The following is a 22,404-nucleotide window of genomic DNA, read 5'->3' as shown; positions in this document are numbered from 1 at the left end:
AGAGGAGGTACAAGCATTAATGTTTGAACATAAAGTTTTTAAAATGGATTTTGCAGGAAGAGAGCTTTCTGTTGAAATAGGAAAAATTGCCGAACTAGCTAGTGGAAGTGCCATACTTCAATATGGTGAGACTATGGTTATGGTCAATACTTCAAAGTCAGCGCAACCAAGAGATGGAATAGATTTCTTCCCTTTAAGTGTTGATTATGAAGAAAAATTATATTCAGTAGGAAAAATACCTGGAGGATTCTTAAAAAGAGAAGGAAAACCTTCAGAGAAAGCTATACTTACATCAAGACTTATAGATAGACCTATAAGACCTTTATTCCCAAAAGGATTTAGAAATGATGTACAAGTAGTAGCAACAGTTTTATCAGTTGATCAAGACTGTACACCTGATATAGTAGCAATGATAGGTTCATCTATAGCATTATCTATATCTGATATACCATTTAATGGACCTACAGGATCTGTATCAGTAGGATTAGTAGATGGTGCATTTGTTATAAATCCAACTGCTGAGCAAAGAGAAAAGAGTTCTCTACACCTTGTAGTATCAGGAACGAAAGATGCTATAATGATGGTTGAAGCAGGTGCAGAAGAAATACCAGATGAATTAATGTTAGAAGCTATATTATTTGCTCATGAAGAAATTAAAAAAGTTGTTGAGTTTATAGAGACTATAGTTGCTGAAGTCGGAAAAGAAAAAATAGAAGTTACTCTTTTTGAAATAAATGCAGACGTAGAAAAAGCTGTTCGTGAATTTGCTACAGATAAAATGAAAGAAGCGGTTAAAACTGTAGAAAAGCTTGAAAGAATGGAAAAAATGGATGCAGTAAAAGAAGCTACTTTTGAAAACTTTGAAGATATAGTAGAAGAATTTGGTCAAGATATAGAAGAAACACTACATGCTATAATAAAAGAGCAAGTAAGAAAGCTTATAGTACATGAAAATGTAAGACCAGATAATAGAAAACCAGATGAAATAAGACCTATATGGTGTGATAATGGATTTATACCAAGAGCTCATGGATCTGGATTATTTACAAGAGGACAAACTCAAGTAATGTCTATAGCAACTTTAGGAGCTTTAGGGGATGTTCAAATACTTGATGGACTTGATGAAGAAGAAAGTAAAAGATATATGCATCATTATAACTTCCCAGCATACAGTGTTGGAGAAGCTAGACCTTCAAGAGGTCCAGGTAGAAGAGAGATAGGACATGGAGCATTAGCTGAAAGAGCATTACTTCCTGTTATACCTTCTAAAGAAGATTTTCCATATGCAATAAGAGTTGTTTCTGAAGTTTTAAGTTCTAATGGATCAACATCTCAAGGTAGTGTATGTGGATCAACATTATCTCTTTTAGATGCAGGTGTGCCATTAAAAGATATGGTAGCGGGTATAGCTATGGGACTTATAAAACATGATGATAAAGTTGCGGTACTTTCAGATATACAAGGTATGGAAGATCACTTAGGAGACATGGACTTTAAAGTTGCAGGTACTGAGCACGGTATAACTGCTATACAAATGGATATAAAAATAGCTGGTATAGATGAAGAAGTTTTAAGAACTGCCTTAAAGCAAGCTAAAGTAGGTAGAATTCATATATTAAATGAAATGAGAAAAACTATAGCTGCTCCTAAACCAGAGCTTTCTAAATATGCACCTAAGATAGTAACAATGAACATAAATCCAGATAAGATAAGAGACGTTATAGGACCTGGTGGAAAAATAATAACTAAGATTATAGATGAAACTGGAGTTAAAATAGATATAGAACAAACTGGAGAAGTATTTATAAGTGGAATAGATGCTGAAATGATAGCCAAAGCTCAAGAACTTATAAATAATATAGTTGCAGAAGCTGAAGTAGGTGAAACTTACACAGGTAAAGTAACAAGAATAATGAATTTCGGAGCATTCGTTGAAGTACTTCCAGGAAAAGAAGGATTACTTCATATATCTCATATAGCTCATGAAAGAGTAAATAAGGTTGAGGATGTTTTAAATATAGGTGATGAAGTAACAGTTAAGGTAACTGAAATCGATGAAAAAGGTAGAGTTAACTTATCTAGAAAAGCACTTTTACCAAAACCAGAGAAAAAAGAAGTTAAAGAAGTTAAAGAAGTTAAAGAAAATAAAGAAAAATAAATTATAGTTTGAACAAGTAGATAACTGTAATTATAAAAAAGAGATGCCTTAAATTTAAGGGATCTCTTTTGTTTTTGTTTTTTTTCTCAAAACTAGCGAAGTTTAAAAGTTATTTGTTGACGAAACACTTACAAGCGTAGCTTGTCGTGTGAAGGAAATATATAGCTTTTAATCGAGCTCCCCAACAATAAGCATTTTTTGCAATGATAAAAGCAATTTAAGTTATAGGGAAGTTTAAATATATAATATATAATAAAAATGCATAAAAGGTAAACTGTCCTAATACAATTTAATGAATAAATAAATTGTACATATTGGGAGGAACTTTTATGATAATGATGGTGCTTAATAAAAAAAAGCTAAAAAAAATTTTCATAATAGCATTAGTTATAATATTAGCAATTATAGGCGTTGCATTTATGACAAAAGATAAAGCTAAGCCTACATTTAACATGTTTTATAGAGCTGGTGAGCCATATTACAGTGGAACAAAAGAAAAAAGTGGATACGTTGCAATAAGTTGCAACGTAGACCTTGGTTGGGAAACTGAATACTTAGAGAAAATTTTAAAGGTATTAGATGAAAAAAAGGCGAAAATAACTTTTGCTGTAACAGGAAGATGGGCAGAAGAAAATCCTGACCTTTTATTAGAAATTCAAAAAAAGGGACATGAAATTGCAAATCACGGATACAAACATCTAGACTATGGAACTTTAGACTATGATAAAAATTATGAACAAATAAAGGCGTCAAAAGAAATAATTGAAAATATAACAAAAACAGAAACTAAGTTTTTTCAAGCTCCAGGAGGGTCATTTAATAAAGATACAGTAAAAGCATGTAACGATTTAGGTTATATACCTTATAAATGGGATATAGACACAATAGATTGGAAAAATAGACAAGAACCTGAAGTTATTATACAAAGGGTTAAATCTAAAGATATGAAAGATTCTAGCATAATACTTATGCATCCTACATATGCAAGTGCAGAAGGAATTGATGATATAATAAAAATCATAGAAGAAAAGGAATTAAAGCCAGGTAAACTTAGTGATGTATTTAATTTATAAAATTATTTTGATATTGAATAATTGACTTTACTAACTTATAATTTAAAAGACATTGATTAAGGCAAACAACTTATATGATTATCATAAATATTTTAATGCACAAAAATTGGAGGATGAGTATGTATAAAACACACACATTGAGTAATGGACTAACAATAATAGGGGAAGAGATACCTTATCTAAAATCTATAACATTAGGTGTTTGGGTAAATGCAGGGTCTAGAATAGAAAATGAAGAGTTGGGTGGTATATCGCATTTTATAGAACATATGCTTTTTAAAGGTACTAAAAATAGAACTTCTAAGGAAATCGCAAGCACTATAGATAACTTAGGAGGTCAAATAAATGCTTTTACGAGTAAGGAATGTACTTGTTATTATGTAAAATTATTAGATGAACATATAGACATTGGAATTGATATATTAAGTGATATGTTTTTAAATCCTTTATTTGATGAAAAGGATATAGAAAAGGAAAGACAAGTTATAATAGAAGAATTAAAAATGTATGAAGATTCTCCTGAGGATTTAGTATACGATCTTCTTATGGAAGGAATATACAAAACTGATGCCTTAGGTATGAATATAATTGGGACAGAAGAATCCTTATATAATATGAATAGAGATACTATAAAAGATTATTTTGATAAGTATTATGTAGCAAGTAACTCTGTAATATCTATAAGTGGAAACTTTAAATTTGAAGAAATGGTAAAGTTAATAGAATCAAAGTTTAAAGACTTACCAATGGGAAATGTAGATATCGAAATAACTCAACCTGAGTTTCATCAGTGTTTTATAGCTAGAAATAAAGATATAGAACAAGTTAACTTAGCAATAAGCTTAAAAGCTGTTCCGTTAGAATGTAGAGAAGATGCTTATGCATTATCTATAGTAAATAATATTTTCGGAGGAAGTATCAGTTCTAGATTATTTCAAAATATAAGGGAAAATAAAGGACTAGTATATTCAATATACTCTGCGCCTAGCCTTTATAGAAAAAGCGGAGAACTTGGAATTTATGCTAGTATGAGTAACGAAAATCTAAAAAAAGTATATAATTTAGTATTAGAAGAAATTGACAACCTAAGACAGAACCATCTTACAGATAAAGAGATAAAAGAAAGTAAGGAACAGTTAAAAGGAAGTTATATTCTTGGATTAGAGAGTACTAGCAGTAGAATGATGTCAATTGGTAAAGCAATGGTATTAACAAAAAAGGTGAAAAATCCTAATGATATTATAGAAAGTATAAATAATATTGACAAGGCTAGAATAGACTTAATTATAGACAAGGTATTTAATAGAGAAAATATTGGAGTCTGTATTGTAGGAAGAGATGTAGAGGGTATAACTTTAGACTAACTAGACTAGACATATAATCAAGGTTATCTATATTGGATACATATTAGTTTATATGGGGGGATACTTATGAATTTATCTGAAGTAGCAGGTAAAGAAATTGTAAACTTAGTTACAGGCGAAAGATTAGGAGTTGTTGGAGAGTGCGACCTTATAATTGAAGACACTACAGGAAAAATACTAGCTTTATTAATCCCTAGGGAAAGAGGATTTTTAGGATTTAGAAAAGATAAATCGGTACTAGAAGTACCATGGAGAAATGTGAAAAAAATTGGTAATGACATGATTATAATAGAATACGAAGGAGTTTACTAGGAGGATAATATGACGATAGTAGTTCAAAAATTTGGTGGGACATCTGTGGAATCTTATGAAAAAATGCAACAAGTTTGCAATATAATAAAAAACTACAAAGAAAAAGGATTAGACTTAGTAGTAGTAGTTTCTGCTATGGGAAGAAAAGGAGCTCCATATGCAACTGATACATTGATAAATCTGTGTAAAAATGTAAATGAAAATTCTTCTAAAAGAGAATTAGATTTAATAATGTCTTGTGGAGAGATAATATCAGGAACTATACTTACTAATATGCTAAAAGGAAATGGGATAGATGCAGTATTTTTAACTGGTAGTCAAGCTGGTATATATACAGATGGGAAATTTTCTGATTCAAGAATATTAGATATAAAACCAGAAAGAATATATAAAGAATTAGATGAAGGTAAAGTTGTTATTGTAGCCGGGTTCCAAGGAACTACAGAAAGTGGAGAAGTAACAACTCTTGGTAGGGGCGGAAGCGATACATCTGCTGTTGCTATAGGTAAAGCTTTAGAATGTGAAACTGTTGAAATTTATACAGATGTTGATGGAATCATGACGGCAGACCCTAGAGTAGAACCTGAAGCTAAAGTTTTAGATTATATAAACTATGAAGAAGTTTTTCAAATGGCAGATAAAGGTGCAAAAGTAATTCATCCAAGAGCTGTTGAAATAGCAAAAAGTGGATCGATAGCTTTAAATATAAAAAACACTTTAAACCCATCTCATCCAGGTACTAGAATAAGCGGGATGAGTCCTAAGTTTGAAGTAAATAAAGAAGCGAAATCTTTGCATACTATGACTGCAGTAGCTCATAAAAATGGAATTGCTCAAATAAAAGTTAAATCTAAAGAAGATATATTTACAGAAATAATGAATGAAATTGAATCAAATGAAATTAGTTTAGATATGATAAACTTCTTTGTTGAAGAGAAAGCTTTTGTAATAGACCATGAAAAGTTAAAAATATTAAAAGATATACTTAATAATCATGATCTTGAGTATACGGTTAAAGAAAATTGTGCGAAAGTAACTCTTATAGGTACGAAAATGACAGGTATTCCTGGGGTTATGGCAAAGATTGTAAGAGCTTTATCTAAATCTAAAATAAACTTATTACAAACATCGGACTCAAACATGACTATATCTTGTTTAGTTGAAGAAAAAGATATGAAATCAGCTGTTCATGCTATACATGATGAATTTAAATTAAATTAATAATATCCTCCTTTTTTGGTTAACTTATATGTAAAGTTAAACAAATAAGGAGGATTTTTTTATGTCTAATAAAAAAACAAAAAATAAACAGCCAAATACTAAATTAGAATTTGCAGAGGAATTAAATTTACCAGCTAACTCTAGACCTAGAAAAAGTGGCTCAGTAGCTCAAAATACATCAAGACCTATAAGTAAACATCCAAAAGAAAAGTAGGTAAAAATAAGTCTTAGAAGGAGGCTACATATGAATCTTTTCAATGATGAAAAAAATAAAAAAATACAGCTAAAGTCAGAAGAAGTTGATGATAGAGAAGAAAGTGAAGACATCCAAAATATAAAACAAATGGGTGTTCCTAATATGCCTAACCAAAACATAAAGGACATACAATGTATAACTATAATTGGTGAAATTGAAGGTCATTTTGCAGGAAACCCACAAAAAAAATCTACAAAATATGAGCATATAATACCTATGTTATTTGAAATAGAGGAAAATCAAAATATAAAAGGGGTATTAGTAATTTTAAACACTGTTGGAGGAGATGTTGAAGCTGGACTTGCTATGGCAGAACTTATGAATAGTGTATCTAAAAAAGTAGTAACATTAGTATTAGGAGGTAGTCATAGTATAGGAGTTCCACTTGCAACTGCAGGTGATTATTCATTTATAGCTCCAACTGCAACTATGATTGTTCACCCTATAAGAACAAATGGACTTGTTATTGGAGTTAATGAAACATTTGAATACTTTAAAAAAATGCAAGAGCGTATAACTAGATTTATAATTAGAACTTCAGATATAGAAAGAGAAGAATTAGAAAAACTTATGCATTCAAAAGAGGAATTAGTAAGTGATGTAGGTAGTGTTTTAATAGGTAAAGAGGCAGTTGATTGTGGTCTTATTGATGAAGTCGGTGGATTAAAAGAGGCAATGGCTAAATTAAGAGAATTAATTAATGAAGATGATAATGATAGTAACAACAATGTAATTAAATAAAATTTGTTTAAATAACATAAAATATGATATAATTAAAAGATATAAAAGTGTTAGTGTTTAAATACATTAGCACTTTTTGCTATGATTTTGGAATTTATTAATTCTTGTATAAATTTATTTTTAAGAGGTGAGATTGATGGCTAAGAAAAAATCTAAAAAGAAAAAAAAGATAGAATCAAGTTTTTCAGCTGAGTACAATAACCTTATAACTATATTTATTGGTATATTTTTATTATATAGTTTAAACTCTAGTTCAATGGGGTTATTAGGTACGGTTATTCAAAATATATTTAAAGGATTATTTGGAGGATTAGCAGTAGCAATTCCGTTTATAATCATTATTAGTGGTATCTTAGGATTTTTCGAGAAGAATGAATATATATACAGAATTAAAAATGCTAAAATATACTATTTAGGTGTATTTTTTATATTCATATTCTACGGACTTTTAAATGCGAAAAATTTACCTATAGATAGTCCGACTAATTCGTATGTAATTAAAGAAGTAAGTAAAGCTGCGGTTCAAGGTGAAGGATGTGGGCTTATAGCTACATTTATCACATATTATGTTACAAAGATTTTAGGGGTAACAGGAGCATGGCTAATAAGTATATTTGCATTATTAATAACAGGTCTATTTACTTTTAATATATCTTTAAAAGACTTAATTTATACTATAAAAGCAAAAGCTAAAAATAGTAAAGATAGTAATCTTACTTTTAAAGAAAAAGCTAAAGGTTTAAAAAATGCTGTGGTTAACATGGTAACTGAAGAAGTTGATGAAAATACTATGGTAACAAAGAATGACTTAAAAAATAAGTCAAATAAATCTAAGGATAAAGAAAAAAGTATTGAAGAATACGACAGCGATAAAACAATAAAAATTGTTGGGTTTAATAAAGCTGAAGATGATTACTTAGAAATATTAGAGGGCACTCAAAGTATGCCTGAATTAGAAGTTTTAAAAGAATTACAAAAGGCTAAACCTACGAAAAAAACAGAGGTTACAAGTGCAAAAGAAAGCAATATAGAAAGTACACAGCCTATTGGTATTAAAACAAATTCTAAATATGAAAATTATACAAAACCTAGTATTGAGCTATTAAATAAAATAGATTCAAAGACTGATGACAAAAGCAAGAAAAAAGTTTTAAAAAATGCCTCATTATTAGAAAAAACTCTATCTGACTTTGGAGTTGAAGCGAAAGTAAATCAAGTTACTGTTGGACCTACTATAACTAGATATGAAATTCAACCAAGTCCAGGTGTTAAAGTTAGTAAAATTGTTAACTTAACAGATGATATAGCCCTTAGCTTAGCGGCAAAAAGTATAAGAATAGAAGCTCCTATACCAGGTAAAAGTGCTATTGGGATAGAGGTTCCAAATGAAGAAGCTCAAATGGTAACTTTAAGAGAAGTTCTTGAAAGTGAAGAATTTAATAATTTTAAATCGCCATTAGCTATGGGACTTGGAAAAGATATAGCTGGTAAACCTATAATAACTGATATTGGGAAAATGCCTCATTTACTTATAGCAGGATCTACAGGTTCTGGTAAAAGTGTGTGTGTAAATACTTTAATAAACAGTATTTTATATAAAGCAAACCCAGATGAAGTTAAATTTTTACTTATAGATCCAAAAGTTGTTGAACTTGCAAATTACAATGGAATACCACATTTATTAATACCAGTTGTAACAGATCCTAAAAAAGCTGCTAATGCTTTAAACTGGGCAGTTACTGAAATGAATAGAAGATACAAATTATTTGCAGAATCAAGTGTAAAAGACATAACAAGTTACAATGAAAAAAGTGAAGAAAAACTTCCAAAAATAGTAATAATAATAGACGAGCTTGCAGACCTTATGATGGTTAGTGCTAGTGATGTTGAAGATTATATATGTAGATTAGCTCAGATGGCAAGAGCTGCAGGAATGCATTTAATAGTTGCTACACAAAGACCTTCAGTAGATGTTATAACTGGAGTTATAAAAGCTAATATTCCATCTAGAATTGCGTTTGCAGTTTCATCTCAAACGGACTCTAGAACTATACTCGATATGGGTGGAGCAGAAAAACTTTTAGGAAAAGGTGATATGTTATTCTATCCTTTAGGAGCAGCTAAACCAGTTAGATTACAAGGTGCGTTTATATCAGAATCGGAATCAGAAAGAGTAGTAGATTATGTAAAGAGTCAAGTTAATGAAGAAGTTAAATATGAAGAATGCATAGTAGATAGTATAGCTAAGATATCTAAAGAACAAGATAGTGATGCTGATGAACTTTTAGGAGATGCAATAGAATTTGTAGTTGAAAGTGGGCAAGCTTCAGCTTCTATGCTTCAAAGAAAATTTAAAATTGGATTTAATAGAGCGGCAAGACTTATAGATTCTATGGAAGAGAGATCTATAGTTGGTCAAAGTGAAGGAAGTAAACCTAGAAAGGTTTTAGTAAGCAAACAAGACTTAGAAAATTTAGAGGGTGAATAAATTTGAAGACAATAGACATAAAGAGTGCGTTAGACCTACCAAATACTATATTTATAGATGTTAGAACGCAAGCGGAATTTGAAGAAGACCATATACGTGATGCTTTTCATATGCCACTATTTAATGATGATGAGCATAAAGACATAGGAACTATATATAAAATGCAAGGAAAACAAGAAGCTGTACAAAAGGGATTTGACTATGTAAAAGATAAGTTAAAACATATGTACATGGAAGTTTTAAGTTTAGCTAATGAATATGAAAATATAGTTATATACTGTGCAAGAGGCGGCATGAGAAGTGGAAGTTTAGTAAATATGATTTCAACATTAGGTGTAAATGTATATCAATTACAAGGTGGATATAAAGCATATAGAAACTTTGTATTAGATTACTTTAAAACAGTTATGGATACAAAAAAATTTATAGTTCTTCATGGGTTAACTGGTGTTGGAAAAACAGATGCATTACTTATGTTAGAGGAAAAAGGAATAGACATTATAGACTTAGAAGGTTTAGCTAAAAATAGTGGATCTACATTTGGGTTTATAATGTTTAACGAAAAGCCACCTACACAAAAGAGGTTTGAAACTAATATTTTTGAAAAACTATATTTTTCAAAAAGTGATTATATATTTATAGAAAGTGAAAGTAAAAGAGTGGGACATGTTAATGTACCTCATGAAATATATGAAGGTATAGTAAGGGACGGATATCATATATTATTAGAATGTAGTGTAAAGTCTAGAGTAGATAGATTATGTAGAGACTACATATATACAGAGAATAAGAACTTTGAAGCATTAATACAGTGTATTAATAAGTTTAGAAAAAGATTAGGAAATCAAAAAGTTGATTATTATATTGAATTATTTAATGAAGGTAAATACGATCAAGTTGTAGAACATTATTTAGTAGATTATTATGATGCGCTGTATGGGCATTCTGTTCAAAAATATGAGTACAATAGAGTTCTTAATTGTGATAACATGAAAGAAGCAGTTTTAGAGTTAATAGATTTTCATAAGGCAGCGAAGGAAGGAGCGAATTAAATGTTAAAGATAGCATTAGAGTCATTAGGATGTTCTAAAAATTTAGTAGATGCAGAAATAATGATGGGGATTTTAAATAGAAAAGGATATAAATTAGTAGGTGAGTTTGAGGAAGCTGATATAATTTTAGTAAATACTTGTGGATTTATAGAATCAGCAAAACAAGAATCTATAGATACTATATTAGACTTAGCTCAATTAAAAGAAAACGGAAATTTAAAGTTACTTATAGTTACAGGATGTTTAGCTCAAAGATATGCTAAGGAATTACAATCAGAAATTCCAGAAATAGATGCTATAGTTGGAACAGGAAGTTACCAACAAATAGATGAAATAATAGCAAATCTTGAAAAGGAAAACAACATAGTAAGTTTAAATGATATTGAATTTGCTTACAATGAAGATCTTCCAAGATACGTTACAACTCCAGAATACATGGCGTATTTAAAAATAGGTGAAGGTTGTGACAATCACTGTACGTACTGTATAATACCAAAATTAAGAGGTAGATATAGAAGTAGAAAAATGGAAGATATAATAAAAGAAGCTAAAGATCTTGCTTCTAAAGGAGTAAAAGAATTAGTAGTTATAGCTCAAGACACTACAAAGTATGGTTTAGATTTATATGGAGAGGTTAAACTTCCGCAATTATTAGAAGAACTTGCACAAATAGATGGAATAAAATGGATAAGAATAATGTACTCATATCCTGAATCAATAACTGAAGAACTTGTAAAAGTAATTAAAAAATATGATAACATATGTAATTATTTTGATATGCCTATACAACATGCAAGTAATAAAGTTTTAAAATTAATGAATAGACACACGACTAAAGAAGACATTAAATCTAAAGTTGAAATGATAAGAAAATATATACCTGATGCTACATTAAGAACAACTATAATAGTTGGATTCCCTGGAGAAACTGACGAAGATTTTAATGAATTAGTTGAATTTGCAAAAGATATGAAGTTTGATAGACTAGGAGCTTTTGCATACTCTAGAGAGGAAGACACTCCAGCGGATAAACTTCCTAATCATTTAGATGAAGATGTAAAACTACAAAGAAGAGATCAACTTATGTTAGTTCAGCAAGAAATATCACAGAATTTAAATGCACAGAAAATTGATAATGAATATGAAGTTTTAATCGAAGAGCAAATTGAAGATAAGGTATATATAGGTAGAACACAAGGAGATGCAGAAGAAATAGACAGTATAGTTTATGTTAAGTCTGAAAATCAACTTGAAATAGGATCATTTGTAAAAGTAAAAATAAATAATGCCTTAGAGTATGATTTGATGGGAGATGTAGTTAATGAACTTGCCTAATAAATTAACTTTATTTAGGATATTTTTAATACCAGTTTTTATAATAGTAATGATGTTAAATTTACAGAGTAAATTTTTAATAGCTTGTATGATATTTATAGTAGCATCTGTAACTGATGCTATGGATGGTCATATAGCTAGGAAATACAATTTAGTAACAGACTTTGGTAAATTTATGGATCCTCTTGCTGATAAGCTACTTGTAATATCAGCTCTTACAACAATGATAGAGTATGATTTAGTGGCTGCGTGGATGGTTATTATAATTGTTGCTAGGGAACTTACAGTTAGTATATTAAGAGCAATTGCAGCTGCAGACGGAAAAGTAATAGCTGCAAGTTCTGGAGGAAAATTAAAAACTATTTCGCAAATGGTAGCCATAGTAATTCTTTTACTAGGCGCTCATACAGCTAATCCTGTATTTTTAAACATAGGTAGAATTACTATATTAATAGCAACGTTGCTTACTCTTTACTCAGGTTGGGAGTATGTTTATAAAAATAGAAATTTATTTATGGGAAGTAAATAGTGATAAAAAATGGATAACTAATAGTTATCCATTTTTGTGTTTCAAGAAAATATAATTTTAAAAATTTGAGTATAACCTATGAAAGTAATAAGTTTTTAAAAGGAGGTTGAATTTTACAATGCAAGATAATTTAAACTTATGGAAAAATATGTATAAATTGATATAATTAAAGTTAATACTAATAAGGTATTATTTAATTGACTTTAAGTCATAAAAAATATATAATAAATATAGAACAAGTGTTTGATGGATGTTTTGCTTTAAGTAAAATTTGAATAAATGATTTTTAGAAGGGAAGGTAACATAAATGGCAGGAATACAAGATGAAAAATTAAAAGCGCTGAATTCGGCGTTATCTCAAATAGAAAAAGATTTCGGTAAAGGATCTGTAATGAAACTTGGAGAGGCTAAGGGTATGGCTATAGATGTTATACCAACAGGTTCTATAGGGCTTGATATAGCAATAGGTATAGGCGGGCTTCCAAAGGGTAGAATAGTTGAAATATATGGACCAGAATCTTCTGGTAAGACAACAGTTACTTTACATGCAGTAGCAGAAGCTCAAAAACAAGGTGGAATAGCAGCGTTTATAGATGCAGAGCATGCACTAGACCCAGTATATGCAAAAGCATTAGGTGTAGATGTTGATAACTTAATAGTTTCACAACCAGACACAGGAGAACAAGCGTTAGAAATAGCAGAAGCACTTATAAGAAGTGGGGCTATAGATATAATAGTAGTTGACTCAGTAGCAGCATTGGTTCCAAAAGCTGAAATAGAAGGGGATATGGGAGATTCTCACGTTGGTCTTCAAGCAAGACTTATGTCTCAAGCATTAAGAAAGCTAACAGGATCTATAAAAAAATCTAATTGTGTAGCTATATTTATAAACCAATTAAGAGAAAAAGTTGGTATTATGTTTGGTAGTCCAGAAACTACAACAGGTGGTCGTGCTCTTAAATTCTACTCTTCAGTAAGACTAGACGTAAGAAAAATAGACACTATAAAGCAAGGCGATAAAGTAATGGGAAGTAGAACAAGAGTAAAAGTTGTAAAAAATAAAGTTGCGCCTCCATTTAAGCAATGTGAATTCGATATAATGTATGGAGAGGGAATATCAAAAGTTGGGGACTTACTAGATATAGCTGCAGACATAGACGTAATTAAGAAATCAGGAGCTTGGTATAGCTACAATGATACTAAATTAGGACAAGGTAGAGAAAATGTTAAAAAATTCTTAGCAGATAATCCTGACTTAACAGAAGAAGTAGAAGGTTTAGTAAGAAAATATTACAAATTAGATGAAAATAGAGATGGCGCAGATGAAAATGAAGATTCAATAGAAAATATTGGAGAATAATAGCCTGTATACCTCCTATTAACTTGACACCAGATTGAAAAAATTATAAAATTAAATAAGAATAAAATATTCTTATTTAGTTTATAAAAATAGATGTTATAAATACTGTAGTTAACGGTTTATTTAACAAAGGAGGTGGATGTCATAGTAGAGGCAATAATAGGCGCTTTATTGGGAATATTTGTGGGTATTATAGTTGGTTATTTTGTAAGAAAAAACATATCTGAAGCTAAGATTGGCCAAGCTGAAAAGATGGCCGATGATATAATAGATAAAGCAAACAAAGATGCAGAAACTTTACAAAAAGAAAAACTATTAGAAGCAAAAGAAGAGATCCATAAATGGAGAAATGAAGCAGAGAAAGAAAACAAAGAAAGAAGAATTGAAGTTCAAAAGTTTGAAAGAAGAATAATTCAAAAGGAAGAGGTTTTAGATAAAAAACTTCAAGCTCTAGAGAATAAAGAAACGGTTCTTAATGATAAACTTAAAAAGATTGAGAAAAAAGAAGAAAACGTTGAAGCTATTAAAGTTCAACAATTAGAAAAATTAGAAAGCATATCTGGAATAACTTCAGACCAAGCAAAAGAAATCATATTAACTAATGCTGAAAGAGAAGTAAGAAGAGAGATGTCTATAATGATAAAGGAAATAGAATCTCAAGCTAAAGATGAAGCAGATAAGAAGTCTAGAGAAATAATAGGATATGCTATACAAAAATGCGCAGCCGATCATGTGGCAGAAACTACTGTAACAGTGGTTAACCTTCCTAACGATGAAATGAAGGGAAGAATTATAGGTAGAGAAGGTAGAAATATTAGAACATTAGAAACTCTTACTGGAATAGATTTAATAATAGATGATACTCCAGAAGCAGTAATATTATCTGGATTTGACCCTATAAGAAGAGAAGTTGCAAGAATTGCACTTGAAAAGCTTATCGCAGATGGAAGAATACATCCTGCAAGAATTGAAGAAATGGTTGAGAAAGCTAGAAAAGAAGTTGATAATATAATCAAAGAGTTTGGAGAACAAGCTACTTTTGAAACAGGGGTTCATGGATTACATCCAGAATTAGTAAGACTTTTAGGTAGACTTAACTATAGAACAAGCTATGGACAAAATGTTTTAAGACATTCTATAGAAGTAGCTCATATAGCTGGTATAATGGCTGCTGAAATAGGAGCAGACGTAAAATTAGCTAAGAGAGCTGGATTACTTCATGATATAGGTAAGGCAGTTGATCATGAAATGGAAGGAACTCATGTTGAGATAGGTATGGACTTACTTAGAAGATACAAAGAATCTAAAGATGTTATACATGCTATGAGTACTCATCATGGAGATTATGAGCCACAAACTATAGAAGCTGTACTAGTTACAGCTGCAGATGCTATATCAGCTGCAAGACCTGGTGCTAGACGTGAAACATTAGAAGCATACATTAAACGTTTAGAGAAATTAGAAGAAATAGCTAATTCATATGAGGGTGTAGATAAATCGTTTGCAATACAAGCTGGTAGAGAAATCAGAATAATGGTTAAACCAGAAAATGTAAACGATGAAGATATACATTTATTAGCAAGAGATATGACTAAGAGAATAGAGGATGAATTAGAGTATCCTGGACAAATCAAAGTTAGCATAATAAGAGAAACAAGAGCAATAGAATACGCTAAATAAGAAAATAATTTAAGCGAATATATCATTTGATATATTCGCTTTTTTGATTTTTTGAATTGAAATAATAAGAATAATTTACTTTAAATAAGATTAAAATACTAATATTAAAATTTATAAACATAATAGGAGATATAATTATGAGACGTCCAAAGTTATTAATCAGTAAATGTTTAGGATTTGAAAATTGTAGATATAATGGTCAAGGAGCAAGCAGCAAGTTTATAGACTCTTTAAAAGATTATGTTGAATTTTGTGCAGTATGTCCTGAGGTTGAAATAGGTCTTTCGACTCCTAGAGAAGCTATAAGAATTATTGACTATAATAATGAAAAAAAACTTATTCAACCGAAAAGCAATAAAGATTATACTAAACAGATGAAAAATTTTTCTCAAAATTACATTTCTAAATTGGATGATATTGATGGATGTATATTAAAGAGCAAATCACCTTCATGTGGGATAAAAGATGTTAAAGTATATCATAAAAGTGGGCAATCAACATTAACTAATGGAAGTAATGGTTTTTTTGCGGAGGAAATATTGAATTCGCATGGTTACTTACCTATAGAAAATGAAGGTAGACTTAAAAATTACTCAATAAGAGATGAGTTTTTAACTAAATTATTTATGATAAATAATTTTAAAAGTGAAAAAAGTGATATAAAAAAATTTCATAAAAATAATGAGTTGCTATTAAAAAATTATGATGTTAAAATTTTTAGCCATTTAGATACTATGTGTAAAAATGAAGAATATAAAGATTATCAAAATACGTTATTTCAACTTTTAAATAAAAATAGAAATACAAAAAAAAATATTCAAACTATTTTAGATATATACAATAAATATGAAGAATATTTATCTTTAAAAGAAAAGGAAGTATTTGTTGATAATATAGTTAAGTATAGCAAAGGTAAAATACCATTGAATACAGCCTTAAATAACGTAAAAATATATGCAGCTAGATTTGAAGACGAAAAAATTTTAAGTCAAACTATATTTAATCCATACCCAGAGAGCTTAATAAATTTAATGGACTCCGGTAAAGGAAGAAGTTTATAAATCTATATAATAAAAAATTATAAAATGATAATAATAATAAAGAAAAAATGAAAGGAGAAATGATATGTTAAATACTCTTGCTAGAAATCAATATGTTAAAATATCAAATTGCAATAAAAATGAAGATGTTGAATATGGAGTTGTTGTGAATAAAAATGAAGATAATTACGATATAATGAGTATTGGATTTGAAAATAAAAATGGAAATTTCTTAGAGTATCCTCCTAATGTAGACAAATTAGTTCAAAGTTATAGTATAAATGATGCTGACTTTGAAGAAGTAAAGAAAAATGAAATAAGAAGAAAAATGAATATATGGTTAGAAAGCCACTATAAATCATAAAAAATAGGTACTTTAAATAGTACCTATTTTTTACGTTTAAGAAAATTATTATAAAAAAAGAGTAATAAGGATGTTTCATGGAAATAATAAATGGAAATAATATATTAAATATATCAATATAGCAAAAAACTATTTAAAATGATATAATTATATAAAATGAGGGGGATGAGAAATTGAGCCAGTACATAAATATAAATTCCGAGCTAGATGCATTAAAGATAAAAGAATTTGAAAAGGTTTTTTATCAAAGTATGAAAGAGGAAGCTAATGTAGTGCCAAAGGTGACTCCTTTTAAAGGAATAAATACAGATCTTCTATATATAAAAGATAAAAGAGTTTTGTTTATAAAGTTTATGGATACAACAGAAGATTTATTTATGCTCTTAGAAGATGAATTGTTAGAGGTAATGGAAGAAGAATATGATCTTTTAAGAAAGCAAATGAGCAAAATAGGTAATGATATTGAATATAACTACATATTTATAATGCCCCACGTATCTATATATGATAATGGAGATAATGACTTTGTAGAAAATAATATAATAGATAAAGAGAAGCTATACAAAATAATGAACTATGAAATTAGCATAGATGAATATTTAGGAAATCCAAATGATGAAATTTTACTTAATTTATTCATGTTACAAATTTGCCCTGAATATTACGTGATAAATAATAATCTTAATTTAAATAAAAATCTAAAGAAAATATCTTTTTCAAATGAAGATTATAGCTATACAGCTACTATGCTAGAAAGAAATCAAGTTGAGAAAGTAGCTTCGGTTAAATATGGAGACACCTTATACAAAGGAGCATCTGGATGTGGGAAAACTACTATATTATTAGCTAAAGCTATAAAATTAGCTAGAATATACCCACACCATAAATTTGTAATATTCACTTATACAAAACAACTTAGAAATGAGCTAAAAGAAAGATTGGATATTTTATATAAAGACAATAATAATATAGAAATTCATACATTTACATCTTTCTTATTTAAATTAGCAAAAGCATACAACTTGGTGTTTGATTACAATATGCTAAAAAATACTCCTGATAAGGTATATAAAAACCTTGTTTTACAAGCTAAAAATACTATAAAAAATAAAAGTATGTTTAAAGGAATATTTATAGATGAAATTGAATGCTTCGAACCTGAACAGATTGATTTCATAAGAAGCTTCCTGTATAAATCTAAGTATATATTTAATGCATTTGAGTGCAAAGGGTTAAATATATTTAGTAATTTAAGTATATTTAAAAACTCTTGGGACCATATACAGTTTAATGATACAATACAATTAAATGATAACTATAGACAAAGTAATAATTTAGTTGAGTTTGTAAATAATTTTGATAAAAATTCAAATGATTATATAAAGAGTATAAGACCTAAGGTTGCAAATAATATGTATTATTTATCAAACTATATTAGAAAGAGTAATAAGGCTGTAGATATAATAAAAGTTTCGGATATAGAAGAACAAATAAGTTCTGTAATATGGGAAATTGAGTATTTAACTACACAAAAGGGACTTAGTTATTCTGATATAGCAATTGTATATCCTTTTAATAAGAAAAAGTTAAAAAATGGGAAAACTATATATTTTCAATATATGTTAAAAAAAGATTTGGAAGAAAATGAAATACCATATATATATGGGGACGATGAATTAACTAATGTAGCAAAAAAAGCGGGAGTTACGATAGCAAATATCTATACTATAAAAAATTTAGAATATAAAGCTATTATATTTTGTGAATTAGAAATGCTATATAACCATAGTATTAATGATATAAATCAAGATTATCAAGTGAATGACTTTGTAGGAGATCTAAATAAAGTATATCTTGCTATAAATAGAGCTACAGATTACTTAAGTATTATAACTACTTTTAATGAAGGTGCAAGTGACATAATAAGGTTATTAGTAGATTCAAAAAAATAAAAGAAGCACATAGTGCTTCTTTTATTTATATTAAAAATGTAAAGTATGCAAATACTATTACACCAAGTACTATTCTATAGTAACCAAATGCCTTGAAGTCATGTTTCTTGATATAATCCATTAAGAATTTAATAGCAAATACAGAAACTATAAATGCTGTTACAAATCCTGCACCTAATACTAACCATTCAAATCCAGAGAAGGCAGCACCAGTTTTATAAAGTTTAAGTGCACTTGCACCAAACATTGTAGGTATTGCTAAGAAGAATGAAAACTCAGCAGCTACATATCTAGATGCACCTAATAATGCAGCACCTATAATAGTTGATCCAGATCTTGAAGTACCTGGGATTAAAGCTAAACATTGGAATAGTCCTATTCCTAGAGCTAATTTATATGTAAGCTGTGAAAAATCATTAACTTTAGGTTTTTTATTTCTGTTCTCAATTAATATCATTATAACCCCATAAACTATAAGAGTTATTGAAACTGTTGTAGGGTTGAAAAATAATGAGTCTATAGCATCATCAAATAAAACACCTAGTATTCCGGATGGAATTACTGCTATAATAACCTTAATCCATAAGTTAATTGTATCCTTTTTCTCTTTTTCTGTTTTAGAAGAATCTAAAGGATTTAATTTTTTAAAATATAGTGTTAATACAGCAAGTATAGAACCTAATTGGATTACAACCATAAATGTGCTTACAAACACCTGTGATAAATCAAATTTAACGAATTGTTCAACTAATATAAGATGACCTGTACTACTTACAGGCAGCCACTCAGTTATACCTTGAACTATACCAAGTATAATGGCTTTAAAAATTTCTAACAATTTTAACTACCTCCTAATTTAAACTAATTTTACCATACGTTAAAGTATACCAATATTAATAAATATATTCAATATTTTAAAAAGGTATTTAAAAATAAGTTAGAAAGTTAATAACTATAAAAAGACAGGGGGACTAAGTATGGAAGAAAATATAATTTTAAATGAATATGAGTATGAAATCTTTAAAGGATTTTCAAAAAAGCATAATCCAGCAACCAAGCATGACTATTTAAGCAAAGTTATATTATTTAAAGAATATGTAAATAATAAAGACTTAGTAAGCGTAACTAAAGAAGATTGTAGTGGGTTTATAGAGTTTGTAAAAGATAACTATGCAAAATCTACATCAGAAAAAATATATAGTTACTTACATAGTTTTTATAATTACATGAAAAATGAAGAGTACATAGAAATTAACCCTTTTAAGCTAGTTAAAAAACCAAAAGTAAGTAGAATAAAAACTAAGGATGACGTACTTAGCATTCAAGAAATAAACCAAATTATAGATACGTTGCCTAGATTAAACATGAGAGATAGATTAATAATGGTATTTCTTATAACCACTGGATGTTTATTAAATGAATTAGTAAATTTAAAGTGGAAAGACTTGATGGTTGATGAAAATAACAATGCATATGTAAGATTAGGAAAAGGCAGAAAGGAAAGGGTTGTAAAGCTACATCCACATTGCTTTTCTAAAATAGAAGAATATAGAATATATCAAGGACTGCCGTCTTGCATAATGCCAACAGAAGATTTTGTGTTCACTAGCCAACAAAGAAATTCTATAACAGATAGAAATGTAAGAATAATTGTGAAAAAAGCTTTAGATATGGCAGGGCTTAGTAATTATTCAGCAAAAGATTTTAGACATTCATTTGCAGCCATAAGTTTAAGACTTGGTGCTGGAGAGGAAGAAGTGAAAAATCAACTTGGTTGGAGTGACAAATACTATGCAATAAGATATAAATATGTACTTAACTTTGTAGATAGTGAGAGTATCGATTATATTATATCGAGTGACAAAATGAACATAAATAAAAAATAACTTGTTATTGTTCGTTTAATTATATATAATTAAAATTATAATAATAATATAAAGACACAAGGAAGGTGCTAAATAGAATGGAAAATAAATATAGTACATATGCAAATCCATTAATAGATAGATATTGCAGTAAAGATATGAGTTATATATTTTCTCCACAATGCAAATTTTCTACATGGAGAAAACTTTGGGTTGCATTAGCTGAATCAGAAAAAGAGTTAGGGCTTAATATAACAGATGAACAAATAAATGAATTAAAAGCTAATATAAATAATATAAATTTTGATGAAGCTAGAAAAATAGAAAAAGAAGTAAGACATGATGTTATGAGTCATGTAAAAGCTTATGGATTACAATGTGATAGTGCTAAAGGAATAATACATTTAGGAGCAACTAGTGCATATGTTGGAGACAACACTGATGTAATTCAAATGAATGAAGCATTAAAACTTATAAGAATAAAATTAGTAAACTTAATAAATAATTTAAAAGAGTTTGCTTTAGAGAATAAAGATATACCAACTTTAGGATTTACTCATTTCCAAGCAGCTCAACTTACAACAGTAGGAAAAAGAGCATGTCTTTGGGCTCAAGATTTATTAATAGATTTAGAAGATTTAAACTTTAGAATAGAAAATATGAAGCTTAGAGGTGTAAAAGGAACAACTGGAACACAGGCTAGTTTCTTAAGTCTATTTGAAGGTGATGATGAAAAAGTAAAAGAACTGGATAAACTTGTATGTGATAAGATGGGTTATAAAGCATCATATGCAGTAAGCGGACAAACATATACTAGAAAATTAGACTACCAAGTTATATCTATTTTATCAGGAATAGCTCAAAGTATGCATAAGATGACTAATGATATAAGACTTTTACAAAGTTTAAAAGAGTTAGAAGAACCATTTGAAAAAAATCAAATCGGATCGTCTGCAATGGCATATAAAAGGAATCCTATGAGAAGTGAGAGAATAGCTTCATTATCTAAGTTTGTTATAGGGGAATCTTTAAGTCCTGCATTAGTACAAGCTACTCAATGGTTAGAAAGAAGTTTAGATGACTCTGCAAACAAAAGATTAGCTATACCTCAAGCTTTTATGGCAGTAGATGCTATACTTGAAATCGGTATAAATGTAACTAATGGTCTTGTTGTTTATGAAAGTATAATAAATAAGCATATAAATGAAGAATTACCTTTTATGGCTACAGAGACTATTCTTATGGAGGCTGTAAAAAGAGGTGGAGATAGACAAGAATTACATGAAGTTATAAGAGAGTACTCAATGCAAGCTGCCAAAAGAGTAAAGCAAGAAGGAAAGGATAATAACTTATTAGAGTTAATTCTTTTAGATTGCGATACATTTAAGATGTCAAAAGAAGAAATTCTATCAATAATGGATCCTAAAAACTTTGTAGGAAGAGCTCCAAAACAAGTTGTTGAGTTTGTTGAGGATGTAATAAATCCAGCTATAAGCGAATATAAAGATTCTATAGGAATGAAAATAGATTTAAGCGTGTAGAAAATAGAGGTTTTTAACCTCTATTTTTTTATTTTAAAATTAAATTTTAAAATCAACTTTAAAATTATAAATG

General features: G+C 28.9%; 19 protein-coding genes. 18 read left to right on the top strand and 1 reads right to left on the bottom strand.

Features of this window, described 5'->3' with window-relative positions; genetic code table 11:
- The first annotated feature begins 19 nt into the window (after positions 1–19).
- The 16 genes from VN21_RS02440 to VN21_RS02370 all read left to right on the top strand — a co-directional run bounded on the left by VN21_RS02440 (position 20) and on the right by VN21_RS02370 (position 18,925).
- On the top strand, positions 20–2,158 hold the full coding sequence (locus VN21_RS02440) for a polyribonucleotide nucleotidyltransferase (protein ID WP_046821883.1): 2,139 nt from the start codon (positions 20–22) through the stop codon (positions 2,156–2,158).
- Positions 2,159–2,487: 329 nt separating this feature from the next.
- Positions 2,488–3,231, top strand: coding sequence for a polysaccharide deacetylase family protein (locus tag VN21_RS02435; protein WP_046821882.1), 744 nt, complete (start codon positions 2,488–2,490; stop codon positions 3,229–3,231).
- 119 nt (positions 3,232–3,350) lie between these two features.
- Entirely contained in the window at positions 3,351–4,595 is a 1,245-nt protein-coding gene (locus tag VN21_RS02430) for a M16 family metallopeptidase (RefSeq protein WP_046821881.1), read from the top strand.
- 66 nt (positions 4,596–4,661) lie between these two features.
- Entirely contained in the window at positions 4,662–4,907 is a 246-nt protein-coding gene (locus VN21_RS02425; RefSeq protein WP_021428747.1) for a YlmC/YmxH family sporulation protein, read from the top strand.
- Positions 4,908–4,916: 9 nt separating this feature from the next.
- Positions 4,917–6,128, top strand: a complete 1,212-nt coding sequence (gene dapG / locus VN21_RS02420; protein WP_046821880.1) for an aspartate kinase — start codon at positions 4,917–4,919, stop codon at positions 6,126–6,128.
- 61 nt (positions 6,129–6,189) lie between these two features.
- Positions 6,190–6,342 (top strand): hypothetical protein, encoded by a 153-nt coding sequence (locus VN21_RS18565; protein ID WP_021428798.1) that lies wholly within the window; start codon positions 6,190–6,192, stop codon positions 6,340–6,342.
- A gap of 30 nt (positions 6,343–6,372) precedes the next feature.
- On the top strand, positions 6,373–7,125 hold the full coding sequence (locus tag VN21_RS02415) for a ClpP family protease (RefSeq protein WP_046821879.1): 753 nt from the start codon (positions 6,373–6,375) through the stop codon (positions 7,123–7,125).
- Positions 7,126–7,261: 136 nt separating this feature from the next.
- The gene (locus tag VN21_RS02410; RefSeq protein ID WP_046821878.1) at positions 7,262–9,613 is read left to right on the top strand and encodes a DNA translocase FtsK; all 2,352 of its coding nucleotides are present in this window, start codon (positions 7,262–7,264) and stop codon (positions 9,611–9,613) included.
- A gap of 2 nt (positions 9,614–9,615) precedes the next feature.
- Positions 9,616–10,665 (top strand): tRNA 2-selenouridine(34) synthase MnmH, encoded by a 1,050-nt coding sequence (mnmH, locus tag VN21_RS02405; RefSeq protein ID WP_046821877.1) that lies wholly within the window; start codon positions 9,616–9,618, stop codon positions 10,663–10,665.
- Positions 10,666–12,000: a 30S ribosomal protein S12 methylthiotransferase RimO gene (gene rimO / locus VN21_RS02400; RefSeq protein ID WP_046821876.1), complete on the top strand. Its 1,335-nt coding sequence runs from the start codon at positions 10,666–10,668 to the stop codon at positions 11,998–12,000.
- Positions 11,987–12,529 (top strand): CDP-diacylglycerol--glycerol-3-phosphate 3-phosphatidyltransferase, encoded by a 543-nt coding sequence (gene pgsA / locus VN21_RS02395; protein WP_046821875.1) that lies wholly within the window; start codon positions 11,987–11,989, stop codon positions 12,527–12,529. The genes rimO and pgsA overlap by 14 nt, the downstream gene beginning before the upstream one ends.
- A gap of 307 nt (positions 12,530–12,836) precedes the next feature.
- Positions 12,837–13,889, top strand: coding sequence for a recombinase RecA (gene recA, locus VN21_RS02390; protein ID WP_046821874.1), 1,053 nt, complete (start codon positions 12,837–12,839; stop codon positions 13,887–13,889).
- A gap of 144 nt (positions 13,890–14,033) precedes the next feature.
- Positions 14,034–15,569 (top strand): ribonuclease Y, encoded by a 1,536-nt coding sequence (gene rny, locus VN21_RS02385; RefSeq protein WP_408633639.1) that lies wholly within the window; start codon positions 14,034–14,036, stop codon positions 15,567–15,569.
- Positions 15,570–15,706: 137 nt separating this feature from the next.
- The gene (locus VN21_RS02380; protein WP_046821872.1) at positions 15,707–16,630 is read left to right on the top strand and encodes a DUF523 and DUF1722 domain-containing protein; all 924 of its coding nucleotides are present in this window, start codon (positions 15,707–15,709) and stop codon (positions 16,628–16,630) included.
- Between the two features lie 64 nt (positions 16,631–16,694).
- A complete protein-coding gene (locus VN21_RS02375; protein ID WP_046821871.1) occupies positions 16,695–16,973 on the top strand; it encodes a hypothetical protein in 279 nt (92 codons plus the stop codon).
- Positions 16,974–17,146: 173 nt separating this feature from the next.
- Positions 17,147–18,925: a DEAD/DEAH box helicase family protein gene (locus VN21_RS02370; RefSeq protein ID WP_046821870.1), complete on the top strand. Its 1,779-nt coding sequence runs from the start codon at positions 17,147–17,149 to the stop codon at positions 18,923–18,925.
- 25 nt (positions 18,926–18,950) lie between these two features.
- Here VN21_RS02370 and VN21_RS02365 read toward each other — a convergent pair whose 3' ends face one another.
- Positions 18,951–19,763: an undecaprenyl-diphosphate phosphatase gene (locus tag VN21_RS02365; RefSeq protein WP_046821869.1), complete on the bottom strand. Its 813-nt coding sequence runs from the start codon at positions 19,761–19,763 to the stop codon at positions 18,951–18,953.
- Positions 19,764–19,902: 139 nt separating this feature from the next.
- Here VN21_RS02365 and VN21_RS02360 point away from each other — a divergent pair, with 139 nt between their 5' ends.
- A complete protein-coding gene (locus VN21_RS02360) occupies positions 19,903–20,811 on the top strand; it encodes a tyrosine-type recombinase/integrase (protein ID WP_046821868.1) in 909 nt (302 codons plus the stop codon).
- 77 nt (positions 20,812–20,888) lie between these two features.
- A complete protein-coding gene (gene purB, locus VN21_RS02355) occupies positions 20,889–22,331 on the top strand; it encodes an adenylosuccinate lyase (protein ID WP_046821867.1) in 1,443 nt (480 codons plus the stop codon).
- The last annotated feature ends 73 nt before the right edge of the window (positions 22,332–22,404 follow it).

This window comes from Paraclostridium benzoelyticum (assembly GCF_001006285.1).
GTDB lineage: Bacteria > Bacillota > Clostridia > Peptostreptococcales > Peptostreptococcaceae > Paraclostridium > Paraclostridium benzoelyticum.
Note: the sequence above shows the minus strand (reverse complement) of the source record. Positions and strands in the feature narration are given on the sequence as shown.

Coding starts and splice junctions, on each gene's coding strand:
- dapG (WP_046821880.1), top strand. CDS start 4,917: ATGACGATAGTAGTTCAAAAATTTGGTGGGACATCTGTGGAATCTTAT.
- pgsA (WP_046821875.1), top strand. CDS start 11,987: ATGAACTTGCCTAATAAATTAACTTTATTTAGGATATTTTTAATACCA.
- VN21_RS02440 (WP_046821883.1), top strand. CDS start 20: ATGTTTGAACATAAAGTTTTTAAAATGGATTTTGCAGGAAGAGAGCTT.
- rimO (WP_046821876.1), top strand. CDS start 10,666: ATGTTAAAGATAGCATTAGAGTCATTAGGATGTTCTAAAAATTTAGTA.
- VN21_RS02380 (WP_046821872.1), top strand. CDS start 15,707: ATGAGACGTCCAAAGTTATTAATCAGTAAATGTTTAGGATTTGAAAAT.
- VN21_RS02425 (WP_021428747.1), top strand. CDS start 4,662: ATGAATTTATCTGAAGTAGCAGGTAAAGAAATTGTAAACTTAGTTACA.
- purB (WP_046821867.1), top strand. CDS start 20,889: ATGGAAAATAAATATAGTACATATGCAAATCCATTAATAGATAGATAT.
- VN21_RS18565 (WP_021428798.1), top strand. CDS start 6,190: ATGTCTAATAAAAAAACAAAAAATAAACAGCCAAATACTAAATTAGAA.
- VN21_RS02430 (WP_046821881.1), top strand. CDS start 3,351: ATGTATAAAACACACACATTGAGTAATGGACTAACAATAATAGGGGAA.
- VN21_RS02360 (WP_046821868.1), top strand. CDS start 19,903: ATGGAAGAAAATATAATTTTAAATGAATATGAGTATGAAATCTTTAAA.
- recA (WP_046821874.1), top strand. CDS start 12,837: ATGGCAGGAATACAAGATGAAAAATTAAAAGCGCTGAATTCGGCGTTA.
- VN21_RS02410 (WP_046821878.1), top strand. CDS start 7,262: ATGGCTAAGAAAAAATCTAAAAAGAAAAAAAAGATAGAATCAAGTTTT.
- VN21_RS02435 (WP_046821882.1), top strand. CDS start 2,488: ATGATAATGATGGTGCTTAATAAAAAAAAGCTAAAAAAAATTTTCATA.
- VN21_RS02375 (WP_046821871.1), top strand. CDS start 16,695: ATGTTAAATACTCTTGCTAGAAATCAATATGTTAAAATATCAAATTGC.
- VN21_RS02415 (WP_046821879.1), top strand. CDS start 6,373: ATGAATCTTTTCAATGATGAAAAAAATAAAAAAATACAGCTAAAGTCA.